This is a genomic window from Streptomyces sp. CB02400 (assembly GCF_001905725.1).
GTDB lineage: Bacteria > Actinomycetota > Actinomycetes > Streptomycetales > Streptomycetaceae > Streptomyces > Streptomyces atrovirens.
This window is the reverse complement of sequence record NZ_LIWB01000010.1, coordinates 139,474-164,733: the sequence shown is the minus strand read 5'-3', so window position 1 is coordinate 164,733 and position 25,260 is coordinate 139,474. Positions and strand designations below refer to the sequence as shown.

The 25,260-nt window shown below is 71.3% G+C and carries 22 protein-coding genes, 2 pseudogenes and 1 riboswitch; of the genes and pseudogenes, 13 read left to right on the top strand and 11 right to left on the bottom strand.

Features of this window, described 5'->3' with window-relative positions:
* Window positions 1–46: 46 nt before the first annotated feature.
* The 4 genes from AMK33_RS23960 (at window position 47) to AMK33_RS23945 (ending at window position 5,825) form a co-directional block, all read left to right on the top strand.
* Window positions 47–2,146, top strand: coding sequence for an alpha-galactosidase (locus AMK33_RS23960; protein ID WP_073935002.1), 2,100 nt, complete (start codon window positions 47–49; stop codon window positions 2,144–2,146).
* Between the two features lie 304 nt (window positions 2,147–2,450).
* A riboswitch (cyclic di-AMP (ydaO/yuaA leader) is annotated at window positions 2,451–2,614 on the top strand.
* Window positions 2,615–2,616: 2 nt separating this feature from the next.
* Window positions 2,617–3,546 carry a M23 family metallopeptidase gene (locus tag AMK33_RS23955; RefSeq protein ID WP_073935001.1) on the top strand — a complete coding sequence of 310 codons (930 nt, stop codon included), beginning with the start codon at window positions 2,617–2,619 and terminating at the stop codon, window positions 3,544–3,546.
* Between the two features lie 205 nt (window positions 3,547–3,751).
* Window positions 3,752–4,537 carry an SGNH/GDSL hydrolase family protein gene (locus AMK33_RS23950; protein WP_073935000.1) on the top strand — a complete coding sequence of 262 codons (786 nt, stop codon included), beginning with the start codon at window positions 3,752–3,754 and terminating at the stop codon, window positions 4,535–4,537.
* 94 nt (window positions 4,538–4,631) lie between these two features.
* Window positions 4,632–5,825, top strand: coding sequence for an MBL fold metallo-hydrolase (locus AMK33_RS23945; RefSeq protein ID WP_073934999.1), 1,194 nt, complete (start codon window positions 4,632–4,634; stop codon window positions 5,823–5,825).
* A gap of 135 nt (window positions 5,826–5,960) precedes the next feature.
* On the opposite strand, the gene AMK33_RS45215 is transcribed toward AMK33_RS23945, so the two are convergent.
* Window positions 5,961–6,272 carry a hypothetical protein gene (locus tag AMK33_RS45215; protein WP_073934998.1) on the bottom strand — a complete coding sequence of 104 codons (312 nt, stop codon included), beginning with the start codon at window positions 6,270–6,272 and terminating at the stop codon, window positions 5,961–5,963.
* 183 nt (window positions 6,273–6,455) lie between these two features.
* Between AMK33_RS45215 and AMK33_RS23935 the strand changes: the two genes are divergently transcribed.
* Window positions 6,456–7,187, top strand: coding sequence for an alpha/beta fold hydrolase (locus tag AMK33_RS23935; protein ID WP_073934997.1), 732 nt, complete (start codon window positions 6,456–6,458; stop codon window positions 7,185–7,187).
* Window positions 7,188–7,529: 342 nt separating this feature from the next.
* On the opposite strand, the gene AMK33_RS23930 is transcribed toward AMK33_RS23935, so the two are convergent.
* Window positions 7,530–8,318 carry an alpha/beta fold hydrolase gene (locus AMK33_RS23930; protein ID WP_073934996.1) on the bottom strand — a complete coding sequence of 263 codons (789 nt, stop codon included), beginning with the start codon at window positions 8,316–8,318 and terminating at the stop codon, window positions 7,530–7,532.
* A 249-nt stretch (window positions 8,319–8,567) separates the two neighbouring features.
* Between AMK33_RS23930 and AMK33_RS23925 the strand changes: the two genes are divergently transcribed.
* Complete coding sequence (locus AMK33_RS23925; RefSeq protein WP_073934995.1) at window positions 8,568–9,569, top strand: NAD(P)H-dependent flavin oxidoreductase; 1,002 nt, start codon at window positions 8,568–8,570, stop codon at window positions 9,567–9,569.
* 183 nt (window positions 9,570–9,752) lie between these two features.
* Here AMK33_RS23925 and AMK33_RS23920 read toward each other — a convergent pair whose 3' ends face one another.
* From AMK33_RS23920 to AMK33_RS23910, 3 genes and pseudogenes are all read right to left on the bottom strand, one after another.
* On the bottom strand, window positions 9,753–10,568 hold the full coding sequence (locus tag AMK33_RS23920; protein ID WP_073934994.1) for a class I SAM-dependent methyltransferase: 816 nt from the start codon (window positions 10,566–10,568) through the stop codon (window positions 9,753–9,755).
* Between the two features lie 373 nt (window positions 10,569–10,941).
* Window positions 10,942–11,187 (bottom strand): annotated as a pseudogene (locus tag AMK33_RS43280) (MMPL family transporter); the annotation flags it as partial.
* Between the two features lie 186 nt (window positions 11,188–11,373).
* On the bottom strand, window positions 11,374–12,174 hold the full coding sequence (locus AMK33_RS23910) for a hypothetical protein (RefSeq protein WP_073934992.1): 801 nt from the start codon (window positions 12,172–12,174) through the stop codon (window positions 11,374–11,376).
* 638 nt (window positions 12,175–12,812) lie between these two features.
* Between AMK33_RS23910 and AMK33_RS42240 the strand changes: the two genes are divergently transcribed.
* A complete protein-coding gene (locus AMK33_RS42240) occupies window positions 12,813–13,097 on the top strand; it encodes a hypothetical protein (protein WP_143203856.1) in 285 nt (94 codons plus the stop codon).
* Window positions 13,098–13,109: 12 nt separating this feature from the next.
* On the opposite strand, the gene AMK33_RS23905 is transcribed toward AMK33_RS42240, so the two are convergent.
* Window positions 13,110–13,652 (bottom strand): MOSC domain-containing protein, encoded by a 543-nt coding sequence (locus AMK33_RS23905; RefSeq protein ID WP_201263070.1) that lies wholly within the window; start codon window positions 13,650–13,652, stop codon window positions 13,110–13,112.
* Between the two features lie 299 nt (window positions 13,653–13,951).
* On the opposite strand from AMK33_RS23905, the gene AMK33_RS23900 reads away from it, so the two are divergent.
* From AMK33_RS23900 to AMK33_RS23875, 5 genes and pseudogenes are all read left to right on the top strand, one after another.
* Entirely contained in the window at window positions 13,952–15,313 is a 1,362-nt protein-coding gene (locus tag AMK33_RS23900) for a CARDB domain-containing protein (RefSeq protein ID WP_073934990.1), read from the top strand.
* 264 nt (window positions 15,314–15,577) lie between these two features.
* A pseudogene (locus AMK33_RS23895) lies at window positions 15,578–15,777 on the top strand (transcriptional regulator).
* 649 nt (window positions 15,778–16,426) lie between these two features.
* A complete protein-coding gene (locus tag AMK33_RS23885) occupies window positions 16,427–16,921 on the top strand; it encodes a hypothetical protein (RefSeq protein WP_073934988.1) in 495 nt (164 codons plus the stop codon).
* A 50-nt stretch (window positions 16,922–16,971) separates the two neighbouring features.
* A complete protein-coding gene (locus AMK33_RS23880; protein WP_073934987.1) occupies window positions 16,972–17,721 on the top strand; it encodes a DsbA family protein in 750 nt (249 codons plus the stop codon).
* Complete coding sequence (locus AMK33_RS23875; RefSeq protein WP_073934986.1) at window positions 17,718–18,584, top strand: cytochrome c biogenesis CcdA family protein; 867 nt, start codon at window positions 17,718–17,720, stop codon at window positions 18,582–18,584. The genes AMK33_RS23880 and AMK33_RS23875 overlap by 4 nt, the downstream gene beginning before the upstream one ends.
* A 391-nt stretch (window positions 18,585–18,975) precedes the next feature.
* Here AMK33_RS23875 and AMK33_RS23870 read toward each other — a convergent pair whose 3' ends face one another.
* The 5 genes from AMK33_RS23870 to AMK33_RS23850 form a co-directional block, all read right to left on the bottom strand.
* Window positions 18,976–20,019, bottom strand: coding sequence for a zinc-binding dehydrogenase (locus AMK33_RS23870; RefSeq protein WP_073934985.1), 1,044 nt, complete (start codon window positions 20,017–20,019; stop codon window positions 18,976–18,978).
* Between the two features lie 371 nt (window positions 20,020–20,390).
* The gene (locus AMK33_RS23865; protein WP_073934984.1) at window positions 20,391–20,966 is read right to left on the bottom strand and encodes a GTP-binding protein; all 576 of its coding nucleotides are present in this window, start codon (window positions 20,964–20,966) and stop codon (window positions 20,391–20,393) included.
* A gap of 26 nt (window positions 20,967–20,992) precedes the next feature.
* Window positions 20,993–21,361 (bottom strand): DUF742 domain-containing protein, encoded by a 369-nt coding sequence (locus AMK33_RS23860; protein WP_073934983.1) that lies wholly within the window; start codon window positions 21,359–21,361, stop codon window positions 20,993–20,995.
* Window positions 21,358–21,759 carry a roadblock/LC7 domain-containing protein gene (locus AMK33_RS23855; protein WP_073934982.1) on the bottom strand — a complete coding sequence of 134 codons (402 nt, stop codon included), beginning with the start codon at window positions 21,757–21,759 and terminating at the stop codon, window positions 21,358–21,360. The genes AMK33_RS23860 and AMK33_RS23855 overlap by 4 nt, the downstream gene beginning before the upstream one ends.
* A gap of 13 nt (window positions 21,760–21,772) precedes the next feature.
* The gene (locus AMK33_RS23850) at window positions 21,773–24,301 is read right to left on the bottom strand and encodes a sensor histidine kinase (protein ID WP_073934981.1); all 2,529 of its coding nucleotides are present in this window, start codon (window positions 24,299–24,301) and stop codon (window positions 21,773–21,775) included.
* A 518-nt stretch (window positions 24,302–24,819) separates the two neighbouring features.
* On the opposite strand from AMK33_RS23850, the gene AMK33_RS23845 reads away from it, so the two are divergent.
* Window positions 24,820–25,101 carry a hypothetical protein gene (locus AMK33_RS23845; RefSeq protein ID WP_073934980.1) on the top strand — a complete coding sequence of 94 codons (282 nt, stop codon included), beginning with the start codon at window positions 24,820–24,822 and terminating at the stop codon, window positions 25,099–25,101.
* The last annotated feature ends 159 nt before the right edge of the window (window positions 25,102–25,260 follow it).

Below are 25,260 nucleotides of genomic sequence, written 5' to 3'. Positions count from 1 at the left end.
TGATGTTGGTGTCTGATCGCACCTGTTCGAGTCTGTTGGAGGTTCGGTGGCGCAGGTCTCCCAAGACGGTCGTACGTGGCTCCTGTCGGGGCCGGCCAGCAGCTATGCGCTCCATGTCACGGACCGCGACGAGCTGGTGCATCTGCACTGGGGCCCGAGGATCACGCCGGCCGACGCGGAGGCACTCGCCGCGCGCCCGCTGCCGGACGACTGGCCGTTCGAGTCCCGCCTGGACGGACGTGAGGAGTACCCGGTCGAGGGCGGCCCCCGCTTCGTGAGGCCCGCCCTGTCCGTACGCACCGTCGACGGGCGGCGCGGCACCGAGTGGGCCTTCGACGGCCACGAGACGGACGACGGCGAAACCGGCGACGGCGAACTCCGCCTCCGCTTCCGCGACGGTGAGCTGACCGTGACCCTGCACTACCGGATGCGCGACGACGTGATCGAACGCTGGGTGACCCTGCACAACAGGGGACCCGCGGTCGAGCTCCTGCGCGCCGACTCCGCCACCTGGACCCTGCCCGAGCGCGAGCACTGGCGGCTGTCCCAGCTCCACGGCCGCTGGGCCGCCGAGTCCCGGCTGACCCGCTCCCCGCTCACCTACGGCGAGAAGGTCATCGGCAGCCGCCGCGGCCACACCGGACACCAGCACCTGCCCTGGGTCGCGCTCGACACCGACGCTACCGAGGAACGCGGCGAGGTCTACGGCTGCGCCCTCGGCTGGTCCGGCTCCTGGCGCGTCTGTGTCGCCCAACTCCCCGACGCGCGCGTGCAGATCACCGGCGGCGCGGGACACGACGACTCCGGCCTGCTGATGCTGGGCACGGCGGAGACGTACGTCACACCGGTCTTCGCCGGTCTGTGGAGCGACGGCGGCTTCGGCGGTGCCAGCCGCGCCTGGCACGCCTACCAGCGGACGTACGTCGTCCCGGACGCGGACCGGGACCGGCCCGTGCTGTTCAACTCCTGGGAGGCCACCGGGTTCGACATCTCGGAGGAGCGGCAGCGGGGGCTCGCGGCGCGGGCCGCCGAGATGGGTGTCGAACTGTTCGTGGTCGACGACGGCTGGTTCGGGGCGCGTACGAGCGACCGGGCCGGGCTCGGCGACTGGACGCCCAACCCCGACCGCTTCCCCGGCGGCCTGAAACCCCTCGCCGACCATGTGCACGGGCTCGGGATGGAGTTCGGCATCTGGGTCGAGCCGGAGATGGTCAACCCCGACAGCGACCTGTACCGCGCGCACCCCGACTGGGTGCAGTTCCAGCCGGGCCGCCGGCGCACGGAGTACCGCAACCAGCTCGTGCTCAACCTCGCGCGGGACGACGTGCGGGAGTACCTCTGGGAGCAGCTCGACGGACTGCTCTCCGGCGCCCCCGTCGACTATGTGAAGTGGGACTTCAACCGCTGCTCCACCGACGCCGGGTGGCCGGACGACCCGTACCCGCAGCGGCTGTGGACCGACCATGTGCGCGGCCTGTACGCCCTGCTGGACCGGCTGCGGGCGGCCCATCCGGACGTGGCCTTCGAGTCCTGCTCGGGCGGCGGCGGGCGGATCGACCTGGGGGTCCTCTCCCGTACCGACCAGGTGTGGACCTCGGACAACACCGACCCGCTCGACCGGCTCACCGTCCAGCACGGCTTCAGCCAGCTCCACCCGGCCCGGGTGATGGCCGCCTGGGTCACCGACAGCCCGAACGCGATGCTCAACGGACGGGTCAGTCCGCTGCGCTTCCGGTTCGTCAGCGCCATGGCCGGGGTGCTCGGCGTCGGCGGCGACCTCGCGCGGTGGGGCGAGGAGGAGCTCGCCGAGGCGCGGGAGTGGGTCGCGCTCTACAAGGAGATCCGGCCCGTCGTCCAGCGCGGCGACCTGTACCGGCTGCGCCCTCCGGAGGGCGGACTGAGCGCGGTGCAGTACGTCCTCGGTGACGAGACCGTCGTCCTCGCCTGCCTCCAGGCGCAGCACTACGGAGAGCCCGTCCCGGCCCTCCGGCTGCGCGGCCTCGACCCGGAGGCGTCGTACGAATGCCGCGAAACGGGCGAAACGTACCGAGGTGCCCTCTTGCTGCACCACGGACTGCGCACCGGTCTGCGGGGAGATCTGGACGCCGTGGTGGTGCGGCTGCGGCGCCTGCGATCCGACGATTAGGGCGTTCTGTCCGATTAGGTGGATTCGCCATAACGTGCCCCGAAAGAAAGGGAGATGGGGAAGGGGTGCGTGAGCAGCGTCATATCCGTGACGATGTGTTGTCGCCATGTTCACGTAATTCTGTGTAACGACAAGGGAATTCACGGGAGAAAGGGAATCCCGGCTGACGCTCGGTGACGTCAATTCCGCCTTTGGATCACGGAAAAACGCGTTCGCGGTGAACCTCGCGCTTGTCCCCTCGCGTCCGGGTCGCTTACGTTCGCCACCGATCCGGACGGACGCCCAATCCTGCCGCCGCCCGGAGCCCGTACACACACTGACCCGTGCACGGCAGGAGCGGGGGACCCACAGGTACCACTGCCTGTTCCGGTTCCCGGAACGGCTTGGGGTTAAGTCGCGCCAAAACGCGGCCGGGCATCTCCAGCCCGAACCCGACAGCTCACCTCGCAGGCGCCGGAGAGGAATTCGACATGCCCGCGAAGGGTAAGCACCGCCGTACCAAGGCCCAGCGTTTCACCCGCTCCATCGCCGTCGCCGGAACCGGTGGCGCCGCACTCGCCCTGCCGCTTCTCGGCGCCACCGGCGCGCACGCCGCCACGCCGGGGGCCGCCCCCGAGAAGGCCGTTCAGTCCCTTTCCGCCGCCGGCCAGAAGACCGTCGCCGAAAAGGGCGACGAGGCCCGCACGTACACCGTGAAGGCCGGCGACTACCTCGCGAAGATCGCCGAGACGGAGCACGTCGACGGTGGCTGGAAGCAGCTCTACACGGACAACCGCGAGGCCATCGGCGACGACCCGTCGCTGATCCACCCCGGCCTGAAGCTCTCCGTCGACGGCGAGGCCACCACGAGCGCGCCGGAGAAGTCGTCCGCCCCGGAGGCCCCGCAGGCCTCGGAGCAGGAGGCCGAGCAGCCGGCGGAGCAGCCCGCCGAGCAGCCCTCCTCGGACGCCTCCACCCAGACCACGAGCACCGACCAGGCCGCGAGCGCCTCCGGTTACAGCTCCCCGGTGCCCGGCGCCGGGCTCGGCACCGCCTACAAGGTGGCCGGCAGCATGTGGTCCAGCGGCTACCACACCGGCGTCGACTTCGCCGTCCCGACCGGCACCTCCCTGAAGGCCGTCGGTGCGGGCACCGTCGTCTCCGCGGGCTGGGCCGGCGCGTACGGCAACCAGGTCGTCATCCAGCTCGACGACGGCCACTACGCCCAGTACGCCCACCTGTCCTCGCTCTCCGTCTCGGCCGGCCAGACCGTGACCGGCGGCCAGCAGGTCGGCCTCTCCGGTTCGACCGGCAACTCGACCGGCCCGCACCTGCACTTCGAGATCCGCACCACCCCGGACTACGGCTCGGACGTGGACCCGATCTCCTACCTCCGCTCCAAGGGCGTCTCCATCGGCTGACCCCCGCGGCGACCTTCCTGACACGCACGCCGAAGGCCGGACCCCGATCCCCGGGGCCGGCCTTCGGCGTATTCCGGAATTGGCCAACATTTTGAGAGTGTCTTATCTCACCGCACGTCAACCCTTCCTTACGGTCGCGTAGGTCACATTCGAAGGTGAATCATGAGCGGTTGTGGCAGACGATTCGAAGAGTGACAGCAGAGCAGTGATCGGGTCGTACGTGGCGGTGGGGGACAGCTTCACCGAAGGCGTCGGCGACCCCGGCCCCGACGGGGCGTTCGTCGGCTGGGCCGACCGGTTCGCCGTACTTCTCGCGGACCTCCGGCCCGAGGGGGACTTCGCGTACACCAATCTCGCCGTACGCGGAAAGCTGCTGGACCAGATCGTGGCGGACCAGCTTCCGAAGGCGGTCGAACTCGCCCCCGACCTGGTCTCGTTCTGCGCGGGCGGCAATGACATCCTCCGCCCCGGCAGCGACCCGGACGAGGTGGCCGAGCGGTTCGAGCGGGCGATCGCCGCGCTCACGGCCGTGTCCGGCACGGTGATGGTGACGACCGGGTTCGACACCCGTGGCGTGCCCCTGCTGAAGCATCTGCGCGGCAAGATCGCGACGTACAACGGGCATGTGCGGGCCGTCGCCGACCGCTACGGCTGCCCCGTGCTCGACCTGTGGTCCCTCAGGAGCGTCCAGGACCGCAGGGCCTGGGACGCCGACCGGCTGCACCTGTCGCCGGAGGGACACACCCGCGTCGCGCTCCGCGCCGGGCAGGCTCTCGGCCTGGACACCCCCGCCGACCCGGAACAGGCCTGGCCGCCCCTGCCGCCCCGCGGCACCCTCGACATCCGGCGGGACGACGTCCACTGGGCCCGCGAGTACCTGGTGCCGTGGATCGGCCGCCGGCTGCGCGGGGAGTCGTCGGGCGACCATGTGATCGCCAAGGGGACGCTGTCACCGGACGACATCAAGGAACGGATCGCCTCGGTGGCGTGAGAGCCGTTTCACCGTGGGCGGCCGTATCCGGCACCACGCCGCCGGATACGGCCGCCCATAATGGAATGCCTGACCGACTCCACTTGGAGGTACCGTGGCCGGTTCCCGTTCTCAGAGCTCCGGGCTGCGCGCCCTGCGGCCCGTGGCCTTCGGCGCGGACCCGAGCGGCGAGCGCATGGCACGCATCCGCAGATCCCCGCACTTCAAGGACGGCGTGTTCCAGAACCCCGGGGGCACCGCCCGGATCCGCCCGTCGGGGTCGACGCGGGACCTGGCGAAGACCTACTTCGACAAGGACTCCCGGACCCGCCGCGCCCCCAAGAGCGCCATCCCGGTGCACCCGACCACCCTGGCCGACATCTCCCGCCCGCCGGCCACCGGGCTGCGCCTGACCTGGATGGGCCACTCCAGCGTGCTCGCGGAGATCGACGGACACCGGGTCCTGTTCGACCCCGTGTGGGGTGAGCGCTGTTCACCGTTCCCCTTCGCCGGACCCAGGCGGCTGCACCCCGTCCCGCTGCCGCTGGCCGCGCTCGGCCCGGTCGACGTCGTCGTGATCTCCCACGACCACTACGACCACCTGGACCTGCCCACGATCAAGGCGCTGGCCGGCACGGACACCCTGTTCGCCGTGCCCCTCGGCGTCGGCGCGCACCTGGAGCGCTGGGGCGTGTCCGCCGGACGGCTGCGCGAGCTGGACTGGCACGAGACGACGGAGATCGGCGGGCTCACCCTCACCGCCACCCCGGCCCGTCACTTCTGCGGCCGGGGCCTGCGCAACACCCAGCACACCCTGTGGGCCTCCTGGGTGGTCACGGGCGAGGAGCACCGGATCTACCACAGCGGTGACACCGGCTACTTCGAGGGCTTCAAGGACATCGGCACCGACCACGGCCCGTTCGACGCCACGATGATCCAGGTCGGCGCGTACTCGGACTTCTGGCCCGACATCCACATGACGCCCGAGGAAGGCGTCCGGGCCCATCTCGACCTGCAGGGAGGCGGTCCGGGCGGGGTGCTGCTGCCGATCCACTGGGGGACGTTCAACCTGGCGCCGCACGCGTGGGCGGAGCCGGGGGAGTGGATGAAGGAGGCCGCCGAGGAGGCCGGGCAGGCGGTGGCGTTCCCGCGGCCGGGTGAGCCGTTCGAGCCGGCTGGGAAGCCGCCGGTGGAGGCGTGGTGGCGGGCGGTGTCCGGCCCGATCGCCCGTCCGTGGCGGCGTCCGCGGAGTGCTGGGGGTGTGGCCGGGACGAGCAGGAGTGATCTCGACCTCGCCGGTGAGCGGTGAGCGGTGAGCGGTGATGTCGGTCGGGTACGAGCTCGGGGTGACGGCCCGGATGCTGGAACGTCTCCCGGCTGAAGAGCGGGATCGTTTGCTGCGAGTCTTGGACGGGGCGCCCCGCGCGGCGCGTGAAGCCACTGCTCAGCGATTCAGGCCCTTGCCGTCCCTGGACGGTTCGTCTCGGGTTGTCGTCCGAACACGCATCGTGGAGCGCTGAGCCGGCCGGAGGGAGAAGCCGTCGCGGACGATCGCGATGTGGGCCTCGGGCGGGTAGAGGATGCGCGGGCAGCGGCAGAGCACCAGGAACTGCGCCCGTTTCTTGGTCGGCTCGATCTTCGGGCGGCCGCCCTTGTACTTCGGGTGGAGCGAGCCGAAGCCGTCGGTGTCGAAGTCGTGGGTCACCTCGCGGACTTGGTCGTCGTTGGTGAACGACGCCTCGACGATCTTCGCCACCGCCGGGTCACCACCGGCCCGGTCCCCCTGCGAGTGATCCGCAGAAGCCGCCGCTCGGCACAGCATTCGAACGGCGCGGCTCACTGTGACTGAGCGTCCCCGCCGGCCGGCATCTCCGCATCCCAGTGTCGGGACGGCCCGCCGGTGGAGTCGGCCCGAGGAGAGCGCTGATCTGGGGGACTCATGGCGGCAGCGGGCGCACCGCCCGTCATCTCCGTACACGGGACGCGGTTCAACGCGGGACAGTGGAGCCCACAGCTCGCCGCACTCCAAGAGGACTTCCGGGTAGCCGCTGTCGACCTGCCAGGCCACGGCGCCCGCTCTGCTCAGCCCTGGAGCCTGAACGCGGCGACGGAGATCATCGCTTCCGCGGTGGACTCGCTCGACTGCGGACCGGCTCTGGTCGTCGGGCACTCGTTCGGTGGATACGCCTCGCTGGAGTTCGCGCGGTGCTGCCCCGAGCAGCTGCGGGGGCTGGTCCTTGCCGCGGCCAGCGCCTCGACTCGTGGCCCGTGGGCAACGCCGTATCGGTGGGTCGCCGGGCTCGCCCCTCGCATACCGGCGGGCCGGCTGGCCCGGTGGAACGACCGGTTGCTGCGGCGGCTCCATCCTCCCGAGGTGGTGGAGGCGACCGTCCTCTCCGGCTGCGCCTTCCACACCCTGCCGGCCGCCTGGGGCGAGGCGCCGGGCCGCTTCGACGCGGGTGCGATGCGTCATGTGGCGGCTCCCGTGCTCATCTTGAACGGCGAGAAGGACACCGTCTTCCGGTCCGGGGAGCTGGACTTCGCCCGTGCGCATCCGCACGCCCGCGTCGAATTGATCCCGCGGGCAGGACATCTCGCGCACTTCGACGATCCAGATTCCTTCACCGATGCTGTCCGCCGCTTCGCCCTACAGCTACCTGCTCGCGGCTGAGCGCGCCGGAGCCGGGTCCACCAGGGCTGCCCGGGCGCAGTGGGACCGCGAACGCTCAGACTGACCCGAACGCGCGCCCACTGGCCGACCGCGGTGTCGTTCGCCTGGAGCCCTGGAGGATCTTCCGTCACGCGCGCTGCGGCCCGGCTCTCATGACGTCCATCGCCCGAGGCGTCCCCATCCCGGAACGGCACCGCTGATGATGTGCCCTCCCCGCGGTGAGGGCGGGCATCGACGGGAGCCTGACGGTACCGCGGAGCCCTGGGGGCCGCCCGAGCGGCAGGGCTTGGGCGGCTCTGCCCGGATGCCGCCGCCCCTGGCAGCCTGGTGCCCTTCGCCAGGTCAGCCGTTGACGGTGTCGAGCACCACCTGGGTGACCTGTTCGGGGTCGTCGGACATCGGTGAGTGTCCGCAGCCCTTGAGTGAGACGTGACGGGCGCCTGGAAGCAGTCGTGCTGCCCTGAGTGCCTGATGGGGTGGGGTCATCAGGTCCCGTGTGCCCCAGCCGACCGTGACCGGGACCGGAACCTCAGGGGTGAAGGCCCGCAGCCGGTAGGCGCGCACAGCGCGCCGCGTCGGCTCGAAGCCGGGAGAGCGGACCAGGTCGCGCAGCGCGCCGGCGGCCGCCGTCTCCGGGATCCGCCAGGGCCGGGCGGCGAGCTGCCAGAAGGCCACGGTGCGCCCGATCGGGTGTCCGGCGATCCAGTGGGGGCGTTCAGCGCAGGCTCGTGCCATCGCGTGGGCGACGCGGAGCGAACCGAGAGCGTAGGCGGCCTCGGGGCGGGTCCACAGCCCGATGGGGGACAGCGTGACGGCGCTGCCGACCGCGCCGCTGCGGGCCAGTTCCAGGGCGACGGCCCCACCGAGGGAGTTCCCCACGACGGGCGGGCGGGTGAGGCCGGCACCGGGGAGCCACTCGGCGACGGCGGCGGCCAGCGCCTCGACGCTGGGTGTGGTCCCTTCGGGGAGCGAGGGGCTGTCACCGAAGCCTGGGAGGTCGACGGTCACCACCTCGTGCCCGCGGGCGAGACGCTCCAGGACGGGTGCCCAGCCATCCCGGTCGAGTTGGAGGACGACCATCAGGGGCGGCCCACTGCCGAGTCGCCGCGACGCCAGTTCCAGATCCGGCATGTTCGCATCGTAGGAGGACAGTCCAGGACGCGCACCCGTGCACGGAGGCACGTGTCGGTGGTCTGTCTACGCACTCTCCCCCGGCTCGGGTTCCAGGCGCCGTGACCAGGACCCGGCATGATCCGGAAGGCAAACCCTCCAGTACGGTGCGGTGCCCATCCGTACGGTTCGGCAGGTGGCCGGGAACCGTCACGCCTAGGCTTGATGTCTGGAAGATCCCTGTCTTGGGTCCTGCGGGATGGAGGCGCGATGCTGCGGACACCGGTGTGCGAGGTATTGGGCATCGAGGTGCCGGTCGTGCAAGGGCCGCTCGGAGGGCCCTGGCAGCAGAGCATGCGGCTTGCCGCGGCGGTCAGCAACGCTGGGGCTCTGGGCAGTGTCCCCACCACGCTGCGCACGCCGGCGCAGGTCCGTGACGACGTGCGTCGGCTGCGAGATCTCACCGACCGGCCGTTCGCGCTGAACATGACCCGGCGGCCGTTCGACCCCGAGGTCTTCGACGCGGTGATCGCCGAGGCCCCACCGGTGTTCTCCTTCGCGCTCGGCGAGCCGGATGACCTGGTGACCCGCGTCCACGATGCCGGCGCGATCTTTCTGCAGCAGGTGACGACGGTCGAGCAGGCGGTGCGCGCGGCCGAGGCCGGCGTCGACGTGATCAGCGCGCAGGGCACCGAATCCGGCGGGTTCTGCGGCGATGTCAGCACGATGGCGCTGGTGCCACAGGTCGTCGACGCCGTCCGGCCGCTGCCGGTACTCGCCTCTGGCGGCGTCGCCGACGGGCGGGGCATCGTCGCGGCACTGGCCCTGGGGGCGCAGGGCGTGAACATCGGCACCCGATTCCTGGCCTCGGCCGAGTGCGGGGTCAGCGACGACTGGAAGGCAGCCATCGTCTCCGCCGCTAGTCAGGACGCTGTCAAAGTGGCGTTCGCCGAGCACATCCTGCCCCCGCCGACCGAGGGTGGGTACATGACCGTCCCCCGGTCGCTGCGCACCCGGTTCGTCGAGGAGGGGAACGTCAGCCCCGAAGCGGCCGCCGCCCAGGCCGAGGCGTTGCGCAGCAAGGTGATGACGTCGATGCGCGACGGTACGGCACACGAACTGATCCCGTTGACGGGCCAGACCGCTGGCCTCGTCCGCGACATCGCCCCGGCCGCCGAACTCGTCAACCGGTTGATCACGGAAGCAGAGGTGACGCTACGCGCTCTCGCCGACCTGGCGTCGGCGAAGAACGGCGCCGATGAACCCGGGTAGGAACGGCTGGCGCCGGCGTCTCGCAGCAGGATGCTGACCCGAGCCCGCTGATCCCGCCGCGGCAACGAGCCGAACACATCGGCAACGAGCTCCGGCAACTGACACCGAAGCGGGTCCACCTCCCCCGGCCTCGTACCCGGACGATGCCCGCTACCAGGCGAGATCACCCGACATGACGAAGCACTACCGGGCAGCTCGGTTGGTCCTGCGGCCTCGTACCGCCCAGGCCAGGGCCGTGAGCGAGACGGAGCCGTCCGCCTCCCGGGGGACTTTCGCGCTCAGTGCGTCTCGTACCCGCTCCCGGTGGGCCGGGGCGAGGGCGGCGAGGTAACCCGGCGCGGGACCCTGGCCCGCCCGGAAGGGGTCCCACAGGTCGGCGAAGTCGGTGAAGACCGTGGGCACCTCGATCGGGACGACGGACACGTCTGCGAGTCCCGCCCCGGTCCAGACCGCGCGCAACGCTTCCGGGCGGCAGACCGGGAACCGGCGGCCCTCGTCCAGCGTGGCCGCGGCCGGGTCCACCTCGATGGCGGCGTCCCAGAAACGTCGCAGGAAGCCCATGCCTTCGGCGTAGTCCCACACGTACGCGGCGACCAGGCCACCCGGCCGGGTCACCCGCGCCATCCGGGCGACCGCCGCGGCGGGGGAGGGCAGGAAGTTCAGGACCAGACCGCTGGCGACCACGTCGCACGCCTCGTCGCGTACGGGCAGCGCCATCGCGTCGGCCACGACGAAGTGCGCGGGCGAGGCGGCGGACGCCCGTGCTTGGGCGACGAACCCTTCCGACCGGTCGACTCCCACCACCGCGCGGGGCCGGCAGCGGGCGACCACCACGGCCGTCAGGCCGCCCGCACCGCAGCCCACGTCCAGCCACCGCAGACCGTCGGCGGCGCCGAGCCAGGCGCCGAACTGCTCGGCGACGCGGCGGCTCCAGCGGCCCATGTACCGCTCGTAGGCGGCCCCGGCCGACCACACGTCGTACCGCTGCTGCTCTTGCATGCGTTCAGGATTCCGGCCCCGCGGCCTTACCGGCCGCAGCCACGCCAGCGTCGCTCGACGACTCCTGGTTCCCTGTCGACTGACAGGGCGCCATGCTGCCGGACATCCACATGACGCCGGCGCAGGGGGCGCAGACCCACCTCGACCTGCGGGGAGGCGGCCCGGGCGGCGCGCGTGCTGCTCATTCCGGCGCTTTGCCCGGAACGGTGGCGGCTGGTGGCGGCTGGTGGCGGCACTCTACGCGCCGGCACCGCGCACGCCCTGACTCCTCTCCCGCTGGTACAGCTCGCTTGGGGCCCGTGCCGCGCTGACGTGGCTGGGGTGCGGACGCGACGTCAGCGCGGCACGGTGCGCGAGGGTCTCCAGGACTGCCCTACTGGTCGTACCTGTCGTGCAGGACGGGGACGGTCTGCGGGGTTTGGTGGGGCAGGGTCTGCGGGGTGGCGGAGTGACGCATGAGCTGTTCGCCCTCCACGTCGACGTCGGGCAGGATGCGCTGCAGGAAGCGCGGGAGCCACCACGCTTGGTGGCCGAGCAGGGTCATCACGGCCGGTACGAGGGTCATGCGGACGATGAAGGCGTCCACGAGGACGCCGACGGCCAGGGCCAGGCCCATCACCAGCAGGCAGTAGACGGGGAGGGCGGCGGAGAGATTGTCGGCGACGTCGATGTTGACGGCGGTGTTGCCGGTGACGTTCAGTTGTGTGCCCGTTTGCCGCTCGATGCTGTCGCGTGCGCTGCGGATCTCGGACAGCACGGTGGCGGTGGCCTGCCTGTCGGGGCCGGAGAAGGGTCCGACTCGTCGTCAGTGCGCCCAGGGCAGACGAACTGCCTCGATTTCGGAGTCGTTCAGCAAAGCGCTGATGAGGGCCGGGGGCCCGGCGATCTTGGTGGCCCACAGGTCGTAGTCGGTGCACAGGACCCATGAGCGGTCATCGGCCCAGAGGTTGGACGGGCTGAAGTCGGCTTCGGAGTGGTCGTAGAGGATCTCGGCGTCGCCGAGCCGCCCCGCACGCACGTGGAGGTCGTCGAAGTCGACGGCTGCGAGCATCAGCGGGTTGTAGTAGGCCAGGCAGCGGGTGTCCGGACCCGTGGGGCTGTACTGGGTGAGGATGGCGATCAGCCGGTTCCAGGTCTCACGGTCCAGACTCCCCTCGGTCGGCGGAATCATGCCCAGCGGCCAACTTCCCTCCTTCTTGGCCGAGGGAAAGCAACGGTAGGAGGGCATCAGGCCGTCGGGCACGACCGGGTCGCCGGTCCGCCGGGCAAGCTCGGCCCAGCGAAGCCGTCGCCAGCCGGGGCCCGGGTGCTGGGCGCGGCCCAGCCCTCCTCCCGTGGCGACGCCCACGGCATCGAGGTCTATGCCCGCGACGACGTGCGGCCGGCCACTCCCGTCCGCCGACCGCGCCTGGTGGCAGTCGTGGTACGACACCTCGGCCGGCCCCTGCTCGTGCTCGTACATGGCGTTGAGCACCCACACCGCGTCGGGCATCGCCGGAGGCATGAACCCGGTCACGCCGTCGCCGCACAGCTCCAGCAGCCAGTCGGTGGCCCCAGACGGCGCGAGCTGCCACAGACCCGACACCGGGTTCGACTCCTCGGACATGTGTTCATGATCCCAGGCGTGATGCCGCCCCGGACGATGACCTCGCACGTGAAGTGCGTGGCGATTCTTGAGCCTGTCGCGAAGGGTGCCCGAACTGCGGGTCCGTCGGGGCCGGCGACGGTGGGACAGTGTGTCCCGCCTTGACGGTCGCCGGCGGGAAGGGACGGTGCAGCGGAGGTACCGGGAGACGCACCGGCCAGGCTCTGCTGGTACCTGATGCCACCGCTCGGCCGGGCCGAAGTGCCGGCCGGGTGCGCCTGACTGGCACCCGCGCAGGGCCCGCTCAGCCTTCCACCGCTTCGTCGATCGGGTTGCCGTAGCGGGGGGATGCCTTCAGTGGGGCCGGCGTTTCCCGGGCGTCCTTGCCACCACGGTCATCGCTGAGGCGCGGGCGCATTGTGCGCGACGCGACTTACGGGACGCCCCGCGACGGGTGTCGGGCCCTGCCGACCTGGGGGCTCGGCTGGTGGGTGATTCAGCAAGCCGTCGTGCGGACGAGCACGAGTTCAATGCTCGGCTTGTGCCGGTTGGCCCGACGGGTGTCGTCGTGATCCTCGCGCCGTCAGGAGCGGGCGGATCTCGTTGATGGCGCGGTCGAAGCTGGAAGAGCCCACCCCGTAGACCACACAGAGGGCCTCGTGGGTGAGGTCCGTGCGCAGGTGAACCAAGGCGGCCGGCAGCCGGCCGGTGAGGAACGGTTCGTATGTCGGCCCGGCCCCGGCCTGTCGCAGGCGGGCGCGCTGACGTCGCTCGTACCGCGCGGACTCGCAGCGCGCTTCTCAGCGTGGCGCGAGTTCTTCGACCAACTCGCCGAGATGCCGGTGCGCGACGCAGCAGAAGGCAGGACGGGCCATGGCCGCGCGGGCCTGCTTGGTCTTTCTTCCTTCAAGAACCCGCGCGGCCGTCGTCGTGTCACGGCCTGACCGGGAGGATGGTCAGACCCGGTCCAGGGGCCGGTGCGGACCACTGGGAAGCGCCGTTTCGATCGTGTCACCGGGGCGCACCACGCCGCCTTCCCGCACGATGCTCATGATGCCGGCTTTGCGCACGATGTTCCCCGCCTCGTCACGGCCGGCGACTTGCTTCAGCAGCCCGCTCCGGAAGTTGTCGATCTGCAGGCAGGGATTGCGGAGGCCGGTGACCTCCAGGACTGCGGAGTCGCCGATGCGCAGCAATGTGCCAACTGGCAGGCCGAGCAGATCGATGCCGCGCGTGGTGATGTTCTCGCCGAGTTCGCCGGGTGCCACCTTGAACCCTTCTTCGCCGACCTCGGCGAAGAGCTCTTCATGAATGAGGTGGACCTGGCGCAGATTCGGCTGGGTGGGGTCCTGCGCGACGCGCGAGCGGTGCTTGACCGTCACACCGGCGTGTACGTCCCCCTCCACACCGAGCCCGGCGAGCAGTCTGATGCTGTCCCGGTTCGGCTTGGTGAACGAGTATTCCCCGTTGCTGCTGACCGCCGTCACTCTCCCGCTCATACCTCGGAACCCCCTCGTCGGTAACCGTGATCAGCCACGAGCCTAGAACACGGGCCGGAACCCAACCCGCCGCACTCATCCAGACCGCCCCTGGACGAGGGAAACGTCGAAGTGCTGCTGGAGTGCCAGCGGTACGGAGCATTCCCAGGTGCCGACCACGGGACAGGTTGCAGGGTCCTGAGGTTCTTCAACAGGGCCGGAAACCGGGGCGCGGTGGGCTTCCCCGCCATGTGATGATCTTTCCGCCGCGCCAGGCTCCCGGCGCGTCGGTCGCCTCACCACACCCTTGGGGGGTAGCAATGAGCTTGTTATCTGCTGGACGCCCGGTACGTCTCAGATCCGGCGCCGCCGTGGCGGTGGCGGCCGGTCTGCTGGCGGCCGGCCTCGCCGCGCCCGCGTTCGCCGCCGACGACCCGCCGCAGACCGACCAGCTGTGGATCAACACGCCGTACGAGCAGACGCTGCCGATCGGTACCGACGGCGGTCAGCCGCAGTCCCGCACTCTCGGCGTCGGCATCTACCACGACAACGACAACTTCACGGTGACCGACGGCAGGCTCACCGTCGACGTCTCCGGCCTTGCCGGGGTCGCCGAGGTGAGCTGGTCCGACAACTGCACGCCGAGCGGCACCGGCGCGGTGTGCGACATCCCCGTGGTCCCCGCGATCGGGGGCGACTACGAGGACCAGGTGTTCCTGACGGTGCGCGCGGCCGACGGCGCCGAAGTCGGCGCGCAGGGCAGGATCACCTACGAGGCGACGGCCACCGGCGGTCCCGACGGGACGCTCACCGCGCCGCACGAGAGCTTCGACACCACGCTCACCGTCGGCGCCGGACCCGACCTCGCCATCGACCCCGTTGCCGACATCGAGGAGGGTCTGCCCGGCGACGAGCGGACGATCCCGTTCAAGGTCACCAACAACGGCAACGAGAGCGCGAACGGGTTCACCGTCAGGCTGTACGCCTCGTACGGCCTGACGGATCTGACCCGGTACGACGCCTGCGCCTACACCACGACGGACGGCAACGACTACGCACCGTCGAACAAGGCGATCTGCACGTTCGACCAGGTGCTGGCGCCGGGCGACTCCTTCGAGCTGCCCGAACCGCTGACGGTGCGACTCGCCCCGCACGCACTGAACGAGCGGCTCGACATCGACGTCGAGCCGGGCGGCGGCGCCCAGGACATCGACTCCCAGAACGACTACGCGGTCCTCCCGATCGGCGCGGAGAACACCGCGGACTTCTCCGTGACCGGTGACACCATCTCCGGCGCGGCGGGCGAGACGGCCACGGCCGAGATCACGTTCAGGAACAACGGCCCGGCCTGGCTCGGCAACCTCGGCTCCGGCGACCCTGTCGCCGAGGTCCGGCTGGTCGTGCCCGAGGGCACCACGGTCACCGGCGTGCCGTCCGGCTGCTACCCGCGCACCCTCGACGGCGGCTACTACCCGAAGCGGACGGGCGCCCCGCGCTACGACTGCGACCTGCGGTACTGGGTGCTGGAGGACACCCGGCGCACGTTCGCGTTCTCCGTGCGCGTCGACACCGTGGTGCCCGGCGCGACCGGTGCCGTGAGCATCCACCCCCCGTTCGGCGAGTACTCCTTCGCCTTCGACCCGGATCTCACGAACAACACGGCGGTCCTGACCGTCGACTGACCGGCCCGCGGGTTCGGAGCAGCCGCCTGAGCGGCTGCTCCGAACCCGCGTTTCGTCTGGTGGGGGACGCGCGGCAGCTGCCGCCGTCGGCGCAGCACCACGGGAAGGGACATGACCCGGCGGTTCCCGGCTCCGGGCCGTCGGTCGTGGTGCACCACAACGCCAGAGTTGTTTCCGTCCGTGCGAGACCGAGGCCGTCTGGCCGAGCTTGGAGTTGACCTCCGGACGGTATACCCTAGGGGGTATCTCGAAAGTGCGTGGGTCGTGGAACTGGCGATGGCTGCTGAGGAACTGAAGACGGTGGTCAACCGGTTGCGGCGGCGTCCCGGGCGCTGGACAGGGCTGGCTTCGCGATCATCGCCGCCGGTCTGCAGCACTGCCTGACCGACGCGGACATGGTTGCTTCCGGTGACCGGGAGCAGATGCGGGCCCGGCTGGAGAAGCTGTTCCTGTCGCTGGCCTGAGTGCCCGGTCGCACCGGAGTGCTCGGCTTGTCGGGTGAGGGCGCCGCTGGGTATGAGGGACGGTTCCCGGGCGGCAGCACGGTGGCGAGCGGGTCGGCACTGGAACGGCAGCGCGGTGACCAGGGCTGGACGGCGTGGACGGTTTCTGCGCCGGCCTGGGGGCCATGGACCGGAGCGAGTGGCCTAGGGTGGCTGTGTCTCTGAGCAGGGTGTGGGAGTGGCGATGAAGCGAGCGGCACGCGGGCGGGCGCACGCCCGGTTCCGTGGTGTGCTGGCTCTGCTCGTGGCCGTGGTGGCGCTGCTGTGCGTCTTCGGGCGCGCGGAACGTGAAGGACCAGGGACGCCGCCTGCCGTCGCGGAGCGCGTACACACTCTCACCGTTGCTGAACCGTCGGACGGCGCAGCGGCGCCGTGCGGCAAGAAGGTGATCGCCGATCGCAGCGTGCAGCGGGCCGAGAACCCTCCGCCGTCTGCCGCGTGCCCCGGTCCCGCATCGCTGCCCACCGATCCCGCACCTTCCGTGTCGCAGCACTCCGGGGTGCTGTCGGCGGGCCCGGCTCCGCCGCCGACGACACTTCACTCCGTTCTGCGGATTTAGACCGGCCCGTTGGCCGCGTCCCTGAATCCTCGAAGAACGGAGTTCTTCAACATGTCCCCTTCCTCGCGCTCCTGGAGCCGGGCGGGTGCGGCACTGCGTGGTTGGCGGTTCCGGCAGTGGGCTGTGGCGGGCGTCGGTGCCCTGGCCACGGCGGTCCTGGTCGGCGCGCCCACCGACGTGGTGCCCAATCCGCTGTTCGGCCGGTCGGTGCCCGTGCAGTGGTGGAACTACCCGGCCCTCGCCGTCACGGCCGTCCTGGCCGGCATCGTCCTGAGCACCTACGTGCGCCGGCCCTCGACCTCTCCGCAGCCGAAACCCTCGGACGGTGGCCGTCTCGGGGCGATCGGCGGGGTGCTGTCCTTCTTCGCCGTCGGCTGCCCGGTCTGCAACAAGCTCGTCCTTGTGCTCCTCGGGGCTTCCGGTGCCCTGAGCTACTGGGCGCCCCTGCAACCGCTGCTGGCCCTCCTGTCGGCGGGGCTGCTGGCGGAAGCCGCGCTGCGCCGCCTGTCCTTGCAGGCCGCGTGCCCGGTCACGGCCTCTGCCTGACCCGCGGCCCGGTTCCGCACCCTGTTCCTCCTCAACGTCTGAGGTGTCCCATGTCTGGATCCACCCTGTCCTCGTCCCGCCGCAGCCGCAGGCGGACCGTCGCGGCCGTCGCGGTTCTCGCCGCCGCCGTGGTGACCGCGGCCTTCGCCCTCACGCTCGACGATTCGAGCAACCGCAACGGGAGGGCCGGCGAGCCCGCGGCTGCCACCGGGTCCGCCGTCCCCGCGCCCGCCGACGAAAGCCTGCTCGCCCTCGCCCGCCGTGATGCGTCCGACCCGCTGGCCCTCGGGCGCGCGGACGCCCCGGTGGTGATGATCGAGTACTCCGACTTCCAGTGCCCGTTCTGCGGCCGGTTCGCCCGCGAGACCAAACCCGAACTGCTGCGCTCGTACGTGGACAGGGGAGTCCTGCGCATCGAATGGCGCAACTTCCCCGTCTTCGGCGAGGAGTCCGAGCAGGCCGCGCTGGCCGGCTGGGCGGCCGGACGGCAGAAGAAGTTCTGGGAGTTCCACGACGTCGTCTACGGCAAGCCGCGCGAACGCAACGCCGGTGATTTCGGCGCCGAGAACCTCATCGCCATGGCCCGCGAGGCGGGCATCACCGACATCGAGCGCTTCCAGGCCGACATGGCCTCCGACCAGGCCCGCAGCGCCGTGCAGAAGGACCGGGAGGAGGGCTACGTCCTCGGCGTGACCAGCACACCGGCGTTCCTGGTCAACGGCAGGCCGATCCTGGGCGCCCAGCCCACGGCCGCCTTCGAGGAAGCCGTCGAGACGGCGGCGAAGGCGGCCGGACGATGAGCGAAGTCGGCCTGGCGGTGGCGTTCCTCGGCGGACTGCTGGCCCTGCTCAGCCCGTGCAGCGCACTGCTGCTGCCGGCCTTCTTCGCCTACTCCTTCACCAGCCGCACCCGGCTGGTGACGCGTACCGGCCTGTTCTACGCCGGGCTGTGCACGACACTCGTACCGCTCGGCGTGGCCGGCTCGTTCGCCGGCCGCCTCTTCTACGGCCACCGCGACACCCTGGTGACCGTGGGAGGATGGACGGTCGTCGCCCTGGGCGTGGCGCAGATCGCCGGGGTGGGCTTCGGCTCCCGCCGGATGGCGCAGGCCGCGGGCGGACGCCGTTCGGGCTCGGCCCTGTCGGTGTTCGCCCTGGGCGCGGTGTACGGACTGGCGGGATTCTGCGCGGGACCGATCCTGGGCTCCATCCTGACCGTGGCGGCCGTGGACGGCGACCCCCTGCACGGCGGGGTACTGCTCGCCGTCTACGCCCTGGGCATGGCGGTTCCGATGTTCGCGCTGGCGTCGCTGTGGGACCGGTTCGACCTGGGCCGCAGGCGCTGGCTGCGCGGCCGGACCTTCCGGGTGGGACCGGTGACGCTGCACAGCACCTCGCTCGTCGGCGGCCTGTTCTTCATCGCTCTCGGAGTGGCGTTCCTGGCCTTCGACGGCACATCCGCGCTGCCGTCGGTACTGAGCACCGACACCGAATTCGCCCTGGAGGAACGGCTGTCCGACATCGGCGCAGCGGTCTCCGACCGGCTGGTCCTGCTGCTCCTGGCCGGCGCGGCGGCGTCGGCCGCCCTGCTGGTGCTGCTCCGGCCGGCCGGCAGGCGGGAGCAGCAGTCACCGCCGGAAACGGAGCCGGCCGCACACGAGTGACGCACCTTCGCCCGCACACCTGATACGCGTCGAGGGAGGGGCCCGGCTCCGGGCCCCTCCCTCGACGGGTGGCTCAGCAGTTGCGCCATGCGGCCAGGGTGTTGTCGGGATCGGCGGCGCGGGGACGGTTGTGGGGCATGGCGGCCGTGCCGCAGGTGTGGGTGAGGGGGCCGGCGGCCGCGCCGGCGCGCACACCGATGATCCCGACGCGGGGGTTGGAACACGGATGACGGAGGCGGCGATCGGAGCCAGGGAGCAGTTGTCCGGTCTCGTCGGACGTGCCGGGCGACGGCCGCGGACACCCCGCGGCCAGGTCGGGCCCGCTCTGAGGCCGCCCTCGACCAGGAGGCCGACATTGCCGCCCACGAAGGTGTCCGGCGGGACCGGCCCGTCACGGGATGATCGTGATCTTTCCTACATGGGTACCGCCCTGAAACGCCTTCTGAGCGGCGTGGATGTCGCTCAGGGGGAAGCCGGCCGCGATGCGGGGTCGCACGCTTCCGGTGCGGGCCAGGCCGGCCAGAGCTGCGAAATGGGCGCGGGTGTGCATGGAGGAGCCGATGAGACGGAGGTTGTGCAGGTAGAGGCGACGCAGGTCGAAGGTGATGACGGGGCCCGCGACGGCACCGGCGACGACCCAGCGTCCGTTCTCCCGAAGAGCGGGCAGGAGCCGCTCGAGCCACGGTCCTCCCGCCACGTCCGCGACGGCGTCCAGGCCCCCGGGCGCCACCGCGGCCAGCCGGCGTTCCAGATCGGCGGGGTCCGCGTCCCTGGGCAGCGTCGCCGAGGCGCCGGCCTCCTCCAGCGCGGCGGCCTTGGCGCCGCTGGTCAGCGCCACCACCCGCGCGCCGCGAGCTGCCGCGAGCTGCACCAGGGCCAGGCCCACCCCGCCGGAGGCTCCGGTGACGAGCACCGTCTCACCACTGCGGATCTCCGCACGTTCCAGCATGCCCATCGCCGTGCCGTAGGCGACCGGGAGGGCGGCCAGCTCCTGGTCGGAGAGCGGGGAGGCGCTCATGTCATGCAGGCGGTCGGCATCCACCACGACGTACTCGGCGAAGCCGCCGTCCCTCTCACTGCCCAGCAGACCGACGGGCGGAGCGTCCTCACGGTCGTCGGCGTAGAAGGCGGGATCGACCAACACCCGGCAGCCCACCCACTTCGCCGGTACGCCGGCACCGACTTCGCTGACGGTGCCCGCGATGTCGCCGCCCTGGATCAGCGGGAACTCCAGTGGACCCCGCCATCCCGCCTTCGCCTCCGGACGTCCGGGCAGCCCGTACGCCCCTTCGCGAGTCCACACATCCGTGTTGTTCATCGCCGCCGCGGCCACCCGGACCAGCACCTGCCCCGGACCGGGCTCGGGCAGCGGCCAGTCGGTCCGTAGCCCCAGCGCTTCCATGCCCCCATGGCGGTAGAGAACAGCGGCACCCATGACACGTTTCATCACAGCTTGATCGTGCCTCACAGCGACTGAGGCGGCCACCTACGTCATCTGCGCCGCGATCGCCACCACCATGCCTCAGGTGCTCTCCAGCAGCTCCCGGAACCTATACGGAAGATGTCATTGACGGAGCGGTGTACCGACGGCCACTCGGCGATCTCGACCTCGAGGGCGAGCTGTGACGTCGATGGGGGACGACCTTGCCGGGGCGCGACCGCATGGCGCGGGCCTGGTCGTTCACGCCGTCATCGGACCCGGCCGGGCAGACCGCCGGATGAGAGCGGAATCCGGGCCCGGGGACGGCCCCGATGGCATCGAAGCCGCCGTGGCCACCGGCGCCGTCCATGTCCGTGATGCGGGACCTATATTGCCGTCCCGCGTTGGGTCTCCACCGTCAGAACGTGTTCGACCGCCTGGATCAACGTCTCCTTGACCGAGGCGCGCAGGCGGGCGTCGCAGAGCAGGACCGGTACGTGCGGGCCCAGCGTCAGTGCCTGGCGTACCGTCTCCGCCGGGTACTGGCGGGCGCCCTCGAAACAGTTGACGGCGACCACGAACGGCAGCCCGCTGCGTTCGAAGTAGTCGACGGCCGGGAAGCAGTCGGGCAGCCGTCGGGTGTCGGCCAGGACGATCGCGCAGAGCGCCCCGGCGGCCAGTTCCTCCCACATGAACCAGAAGCGGTCCTGGCCGGGGGTGCCGAACAGGAAGAGCGCGAGACGGTTGTGGATGGTGATCCGGCCGAAGTCCAGGGCCACCGTGGTCGTGCCCTTCCGTTCGACACCCGACAGATCGTCCACGTCGACACCGGACCGTGTCAGCGTCTCCTCCGTGTGGAAGGGGACGATCTCGCTGACCGTGGAGACCAGCGTGCTCTTCCCCACCCCGAAGCCCCCTGCCACCAGGATCTTCGCGGCGTCCGGCAGCTCTGTCCGTGACATGGCGGGCTTGCCTTTCCGTCTCGTACTCACAGTGCGCGCAGTCCTTCGAGTACTTCTCTGATCATCCGGACGCTGGGCCGCGCCGCCGGGTCGGCGGGCTGCCGCACCCGGATGGCCCGGGCGTTGAAGAGGTCTCCGAGCAGCACACGTACGACCCCCACCGGCAGGTTCATGCGCGCCGCCACCTCGCCCACCGGGCGCGGGCTGCGGCAGAGGGCGAGGATCGCCCGGTGCTCGGGCTGCGTCTCCACCTCGTGCTGGAGCGTGTCGACCGTCGCGACCACGAAGGCCACGAGGTCGAAGAAGTAGCCCTCGTTGCGGGTCCGCCCCCGCACCATGGCGTACGGGCGGACGACCGGGCCGGCCGCCTCGTCCACCCATTGCGCGTGGGTCATCGTGACTCGACCGACATGTGGAAGCCGAGGCGTTTGACCAGCATGGCCATCTCGTAGGCGACGACGCCGATGTCCGCGCCCTGGCGGGTCAGCGCCGTCAGACAGGAGTTGTCGCCCGCCGCGCACACGAACAGGAAGCCGCCCTCCATCTCCACCATGGTCTGGAGCACCGCGCCGCCGCCGAAGTGGCGCCCGGCGCCCTTGGCGAGGCTGTGGAACCCGGAGGCGACCGCGGAGAGCCGCTCGGCCTGGTCGCGGTCGAGTGCCTCGGAGGCGCCGAGCAGCAGCCCGTCCGTGGACAGCAGGACGGCGTGGCCGATCTCCGGCACGTTGCGCACCATGTCGCTCAGCAGCCAGTCGAGAGGAGAGCCCGTCTCGGACGGGCCGACCTGGGTCATGTCAGCCACGCTGTCAACCACGCTTTCTGGAAGTGGGGGTGGGGATGTGGGCCGGGAAGGCGGCGTGCGCGTCGTGGCCGAGCGCGTCGCCACGCGGCCGGCCGGCCGGGTCGCCGGGGGCCGCGTACTGCTCGACCCGGGCGCGGGCCGCGCCCGCCTGGAGGGCGGACATCATCGAACGGACCTGGTCGGGGCGTTCGCCCGGGTGGGGGCGGGGGCCGGCGGGGCCGCGCGTCGCGGTTCCGGCCGGTGCCGGTGCCGGTGCCGCTGCTGGGGCCGGTGGGCCGACGCGTCGCTCGTAGTCGGTACGGCCCCAGTCCATGAGCTGTCCGCGACCACCGGTGTCGCTGCTCGAGGCGGCCTCGTCCGAGAGGTTCGCCTGGGGTACACGGACCGGGAGGCCGTCGATCATGTTGCCCTGCGCCGGGGCCGGGGCCGGGGCCGGGGCCGGGGCCGGGGAGGGGTGGGGGCGCGCCGGGGCCGGGGCCGCGTGAGCCCGTTCCGGCGGGCCCGCGGGTGTCGGGGCCAGGGCCTCGGGGGCCGGCGGGACCGGAGCCGCGTGAGCCCGCGTGGGTGCCGGTGGGCCCGTGGGTGTCGGGGTCAGGGCCTCGGGGGCCGGCGGGGCCGGGGGCGCTGACGGGGGCTGGGTCCACTCCAGCAGGGCGTCCGGGATGAGGACCACCGCGTTGACGCCGCCGTAGGGCGAGCGGCGCAGGGTCACCTCGATGCCGTGGCGGTGGGCCAGGCGGCCCACGGTGACCAGACCGAGGCGGGTGCTGTCCAGGGTGGTGACGTCCAGCGGTGCGCCGAGGCGCCGGTTGGCCGCGTCCAGTTCCTCCGGAGGCATGCCGAGGCCGCGGTCGTCGATCTCGATGACCAGGCCGCTGGCCGCCTTGCCCACGCTGACCCGGACCTCGCTGTCGGAGGGCGAGAACACCTCCGCGTTCTCGATGAGTTCGGCGAGCAGGTGGATGACGTCGGCGGCGGCACGACCCTGGATGCCCACCGTCGGCACGGGCAGTACGACGACCCGCGCGTACTGTTCGGTCTCCGCGATGCCGCCGCGGACGACGTCCACCACGGGGACCGCCCGGCGCCAGAACCGGCCCGGCGCGGAACCGGAGACGATCAGCAGGCCTTCGGCGTAGCGCCGCATGCGGGTGGCGAGCTGGTCGAGTTCGAAGAGCCGGTCCAGGGTGTTGGCGTCCTCCTCGTGGCGTTCCATCACGTCGAGCAGACTGAGCTGCCGGTGGATGAGAACCTGGCTGCGGCGGGCGAGATTGGTGAAGAGCTGGTTGATGCCCTGGTGCAGGCGGACGTCCTCCTGGGCGAGGTCCACGGCGGTGCGTTGCAGCGCGCCGAAGGCGGCCCCGAGCTCCGCCATCTCCCGGTTGACGAAGACGGGGCTCTTCATGCCGGTGCGGACGTCCACCGTCTCGCCGCGGCGCAGTCGGCCCACGACGTCGCGGAGTCTGTCGTCGGTGAGGTTGCGCGAGGAGGTGTTGAGGCGGTTGATGTCGCCGACGAGGGAGCGCGCCATGCGGACCGACATCACGACGGAGACGATCAGCGAGGCGAGGCTGAGCGTTCCCGCGACGGCGAGTTCGACGAAGGCGCGGTGGGCCGGGGGGCCGGTGAGGGTGAAGACCAGGCGGATGTAGTCGAGGGCGGTCGTGCCGTTCACCTTGGCCGCCGCGTCGTAGGCGGCACGCCACTGCGCGATGGTGAAGGGGAGCGTGCGGGCGGTCGGGCCCGCGTCGATGAGCCTGTCCTCCAGGGCGGTGACCTCGGCCATGGCCCCGCCGGGTGCGGCGAGTTCCAGGAACGGCTTGCGCTGGGCGGCGGGCAGCCGGGCGAGCACCTCGGCGCTCAGCAGCCGTCGGGCGCCGATGGTCTGGACGAGGGTGCGGTAGGCGGTGGCGCTCAGCCGGCGGTCGGGGGTGGCGGCGGTGGCCGAGATCAGTGCGTCCTCCTGGGAGAGGAGGTCGCCTGCGGGCACCTGGGTGTAGAGGGCCTGGCCGAACTCCTGGGCGTCCTGGTCGGGGAGGATCGTCATGGCGCGCAGCGCCTCGGCGATGTCGTGGTTGATGCCGGTGTAGGCGGCCATGACCTGGTCCGGCGAACTGGTGCCCGTGTCGGTCCCGCGCCGGATGTCGCTCAGGGTGGCGAGGGACTTCTCGGCGCGTTCGATGCCCTCGCGCACCGAGTCGCTCTCCGCGCTGCGGACCTCGTCGTCGTGCGCCTCCTTCAGGAACGCCGCTATCGCCGCGTCGCTGGCCGCGCGCCCTGCGGTCAGCGACGCGGGGTCGCCGTCCGGCACGGTGGCCGCCACGACCGCGTCGCGCCGTTCGCTCTGGAGGGCTATCACGGCTCGGCCGAGGGGTGCGGCGAGGTGATTGCCGATGGTGTCGACGCGCGAGAGGGTCAGCGCGTTGCCGAGAGCCAGGTGGGCGGCGTAGCCGCAGAGCGCGGCCAGTGACACCAGCGGGAGCAGGAGGAGCGCGGTGAACTTGCGGCGGATGGACCAGCCCTGACGTTTCATTGAGGCCCTGTCGAGTAGCGCGGTGGCGCGCGGCTGCCGGCGAACGGATGAAGTACTTCCGCGACGCGGAGAGCGCCTTCTCCACGGCATGAAGAGGATGTGCGGCTCATGTGCGGGCCGAGTGGAAAGGGGCTCATGACCATGGCGGGATCTCCGCGTCCTGATCATGCTAGAGCGGACCTGACGGGCTGTTATTTAATATTGTCCGACATTTTCGTTAACGCGGAAGAGCCCGCTGTCGCGTCGCCCATGAGGAATGTGGTCCGAGTTCCGGGGCGCAGACCAGGGCCGCGCCCCGTCCGGCAGTTCAGGCAGCCCCGGCATCCAAGGGCCACTGCGAGTTGTCGTCCGCACACGCATCGCGGGTTGCTGAGCCGCAGCCACGCCTCGGCCTGGTTCCTCCGGTCCCCTCGACTGATTCAGAGATCACGCGAAGAGGCCCTCGCCGGGGCGGAGTCGAGGACGTGCGGTTCAACTAGGGTCAGGAATCACTGCCTTCGGACCACCGTGAGGGAGCCATGGCCGTCACGTACTTGATGCTCGCTCGGCTGCCTGGAGGAGGCCTGGGTGCCTTCGACGCTTGTGAAAGCGCCGTTCTGCCGCTCCTCGCCGAGTACGGAGGGCGTCTTGAGCGACGACTGCGCACTCTGGACGATCAGGTCGAGGCCCACCTCATCACCTTTCCCACCAGCGAGGACCTCGCCTCCTACCGGGCGGGCCCCCGGCGTTCCGCCGCCGCACCACTGCTGGAATCGTCCGGGGCGGCGGTCGAACTGCTCGCGGTCCGCGACGTGCAGTGACGGTTCAGTACGCGGCCGACAACACACCTCCTCACGTGTCCGACGGCCCTGTGCCGGCGGGCGGTCGGTGACGGGGCGAGGAAGGAGTCGTCCGCGCCGGCCGGCCGTCCGGGCACCGTACGGCCGCCGCACGACGAGGCCGATCTCCTGCTGGCCTAC

What these genes read in the sequence shown, in the direction of transcription:
- AMK33_RS23930 (WP_073934996.1), bottom strand. Translation starts at nt 8,318, where the DNA reads ATGCCGGATCTGGAACTGGCGTCGCGGCGACTCGGCAGTGGGCCGCCC.
- AMK33_RS23925 (WP_073934995.1), top strand. Translation starts at nt 8,568, where the DNA reads ATGCTGCGGACACCGGTGTGCGAGGTATTGGGCATCGAGGTGCCGGTC.
- AMK33_RS23885 (WP_073934988.1), top strand. Translation starts at nt 16,427, where the DNA reads ATGTCCCCTTCCTCGCGCTCCTGGAGCCGGGCGGGTGCGGCACTGCGT.
- AMK33_RS23875 (WP_073934986.1), top strand. Translation starts at nt 17,718, where the DNA reads ATGAGCGAAGTCGGCCTGGCGGTGGCGTTCCTCGGCGGACTGCTGGCC.
- AMK33_RS23955 (WP_073935001.1), top strand. Translation starts at nt 2,617, where the DNA reads ATGCCCGCGAAGGGTAAGCACCGCCGTACCAAGGCCCAGCGTTTCACC.
- AMK33_RS23845 (WP_073934980.1), top strand. Translation starts at nt 24,820, where the DNA reads ATGGCCGTCACGTACTTGATGCTCGCTCGGCTGCCTGGAGGAGGCCTG.
- AMK33_RS23860 (WP_073934983.1), bottom strand. Translation starts at nt 21,361, where the DNA reads ATGACCCACGCGCAATGGGTGGACGAGGCGGCCGGCCCGGTCGTCCGC.
- AMK33_RS23855 (WP_073934982.1), bottom strand. Translation starts at nt 21,759, where the DNA reads ATGACCCAGGTCGGCCCGTCCGAGACGGGCTCTCCTCTCGACTGGCTG.
- AMK33_RS23935 (WP_073934997.1), top strand. Translation starts at nt 6,456, where the DNA reads ATGGCGGCAGCGGGCGCACCGCCCGTCATCTCCGTACACGGGACGCGG.
- AMK33_RS23870 (WP_073934985.1), bottom strand. Translation starts at nt 20,019, where the DNA reads ATGGGTGCCGCTGTTCTCTACCGCCATGGGGGCATGGAAGCGCTGGGG.
- AMK33_RS23920 (WP_073934994.1), bottom strand. Translation starts at nt 10,568, where the DNA reads ATGCAAGAGCAGCAGCGGTACGACGTGTGGTCGGCCGGGGCCGCCTAC.
- AMK33_RS23905 (WP_201263070.1), bottom strand. Translation starts at nt 13,652, where the DNA reads ATGAGCGGGAGAGTGACGGCGGTCAGCAGCAACGGGGAATACTCGTTC.
- AMK33_RS23850 (WP_073934981.1), bottom strand. Translation starts at nt 24,301, where the DNA reads ATGAAACGTCAGGGCTGGTCCATCCGCCGCAAGTTCACCGCGCTCCTC.
- AMK33_RS23880 (WP_073934987.1), top strand. Translation starts at nt 16,972, where the DNA reads ATGTCTGGATCCACCCTGTCCTCGTCCCGCCGCAGCCGCAGGCGGACC.
- AMK33_RS23865 (WP_073934984.1), bottom strand. Translation starts at nt 20,966, where the DNA reads ATGTCACGGACAGAGCTGCCGGACGCCGCGAAGATCCTGGTGGCAGGG.
- AMK33_RS23910 (WP_073934992.1), bottom strand. Translation starts at nt 12,174, where the DNA reads ATGTCCGAGGAGTCGAACCCGGTGTCGGGTCTGTGGCAGCTCGCGCCG.
- AMK33_RS23900 (WP_073934990.1), top strand. Translation starts at nt 13,952, where the DNA reads ATGAGCTTGTTATCTGCTGGACGCCCGGTACGTCTCAGATCCGGCGCC.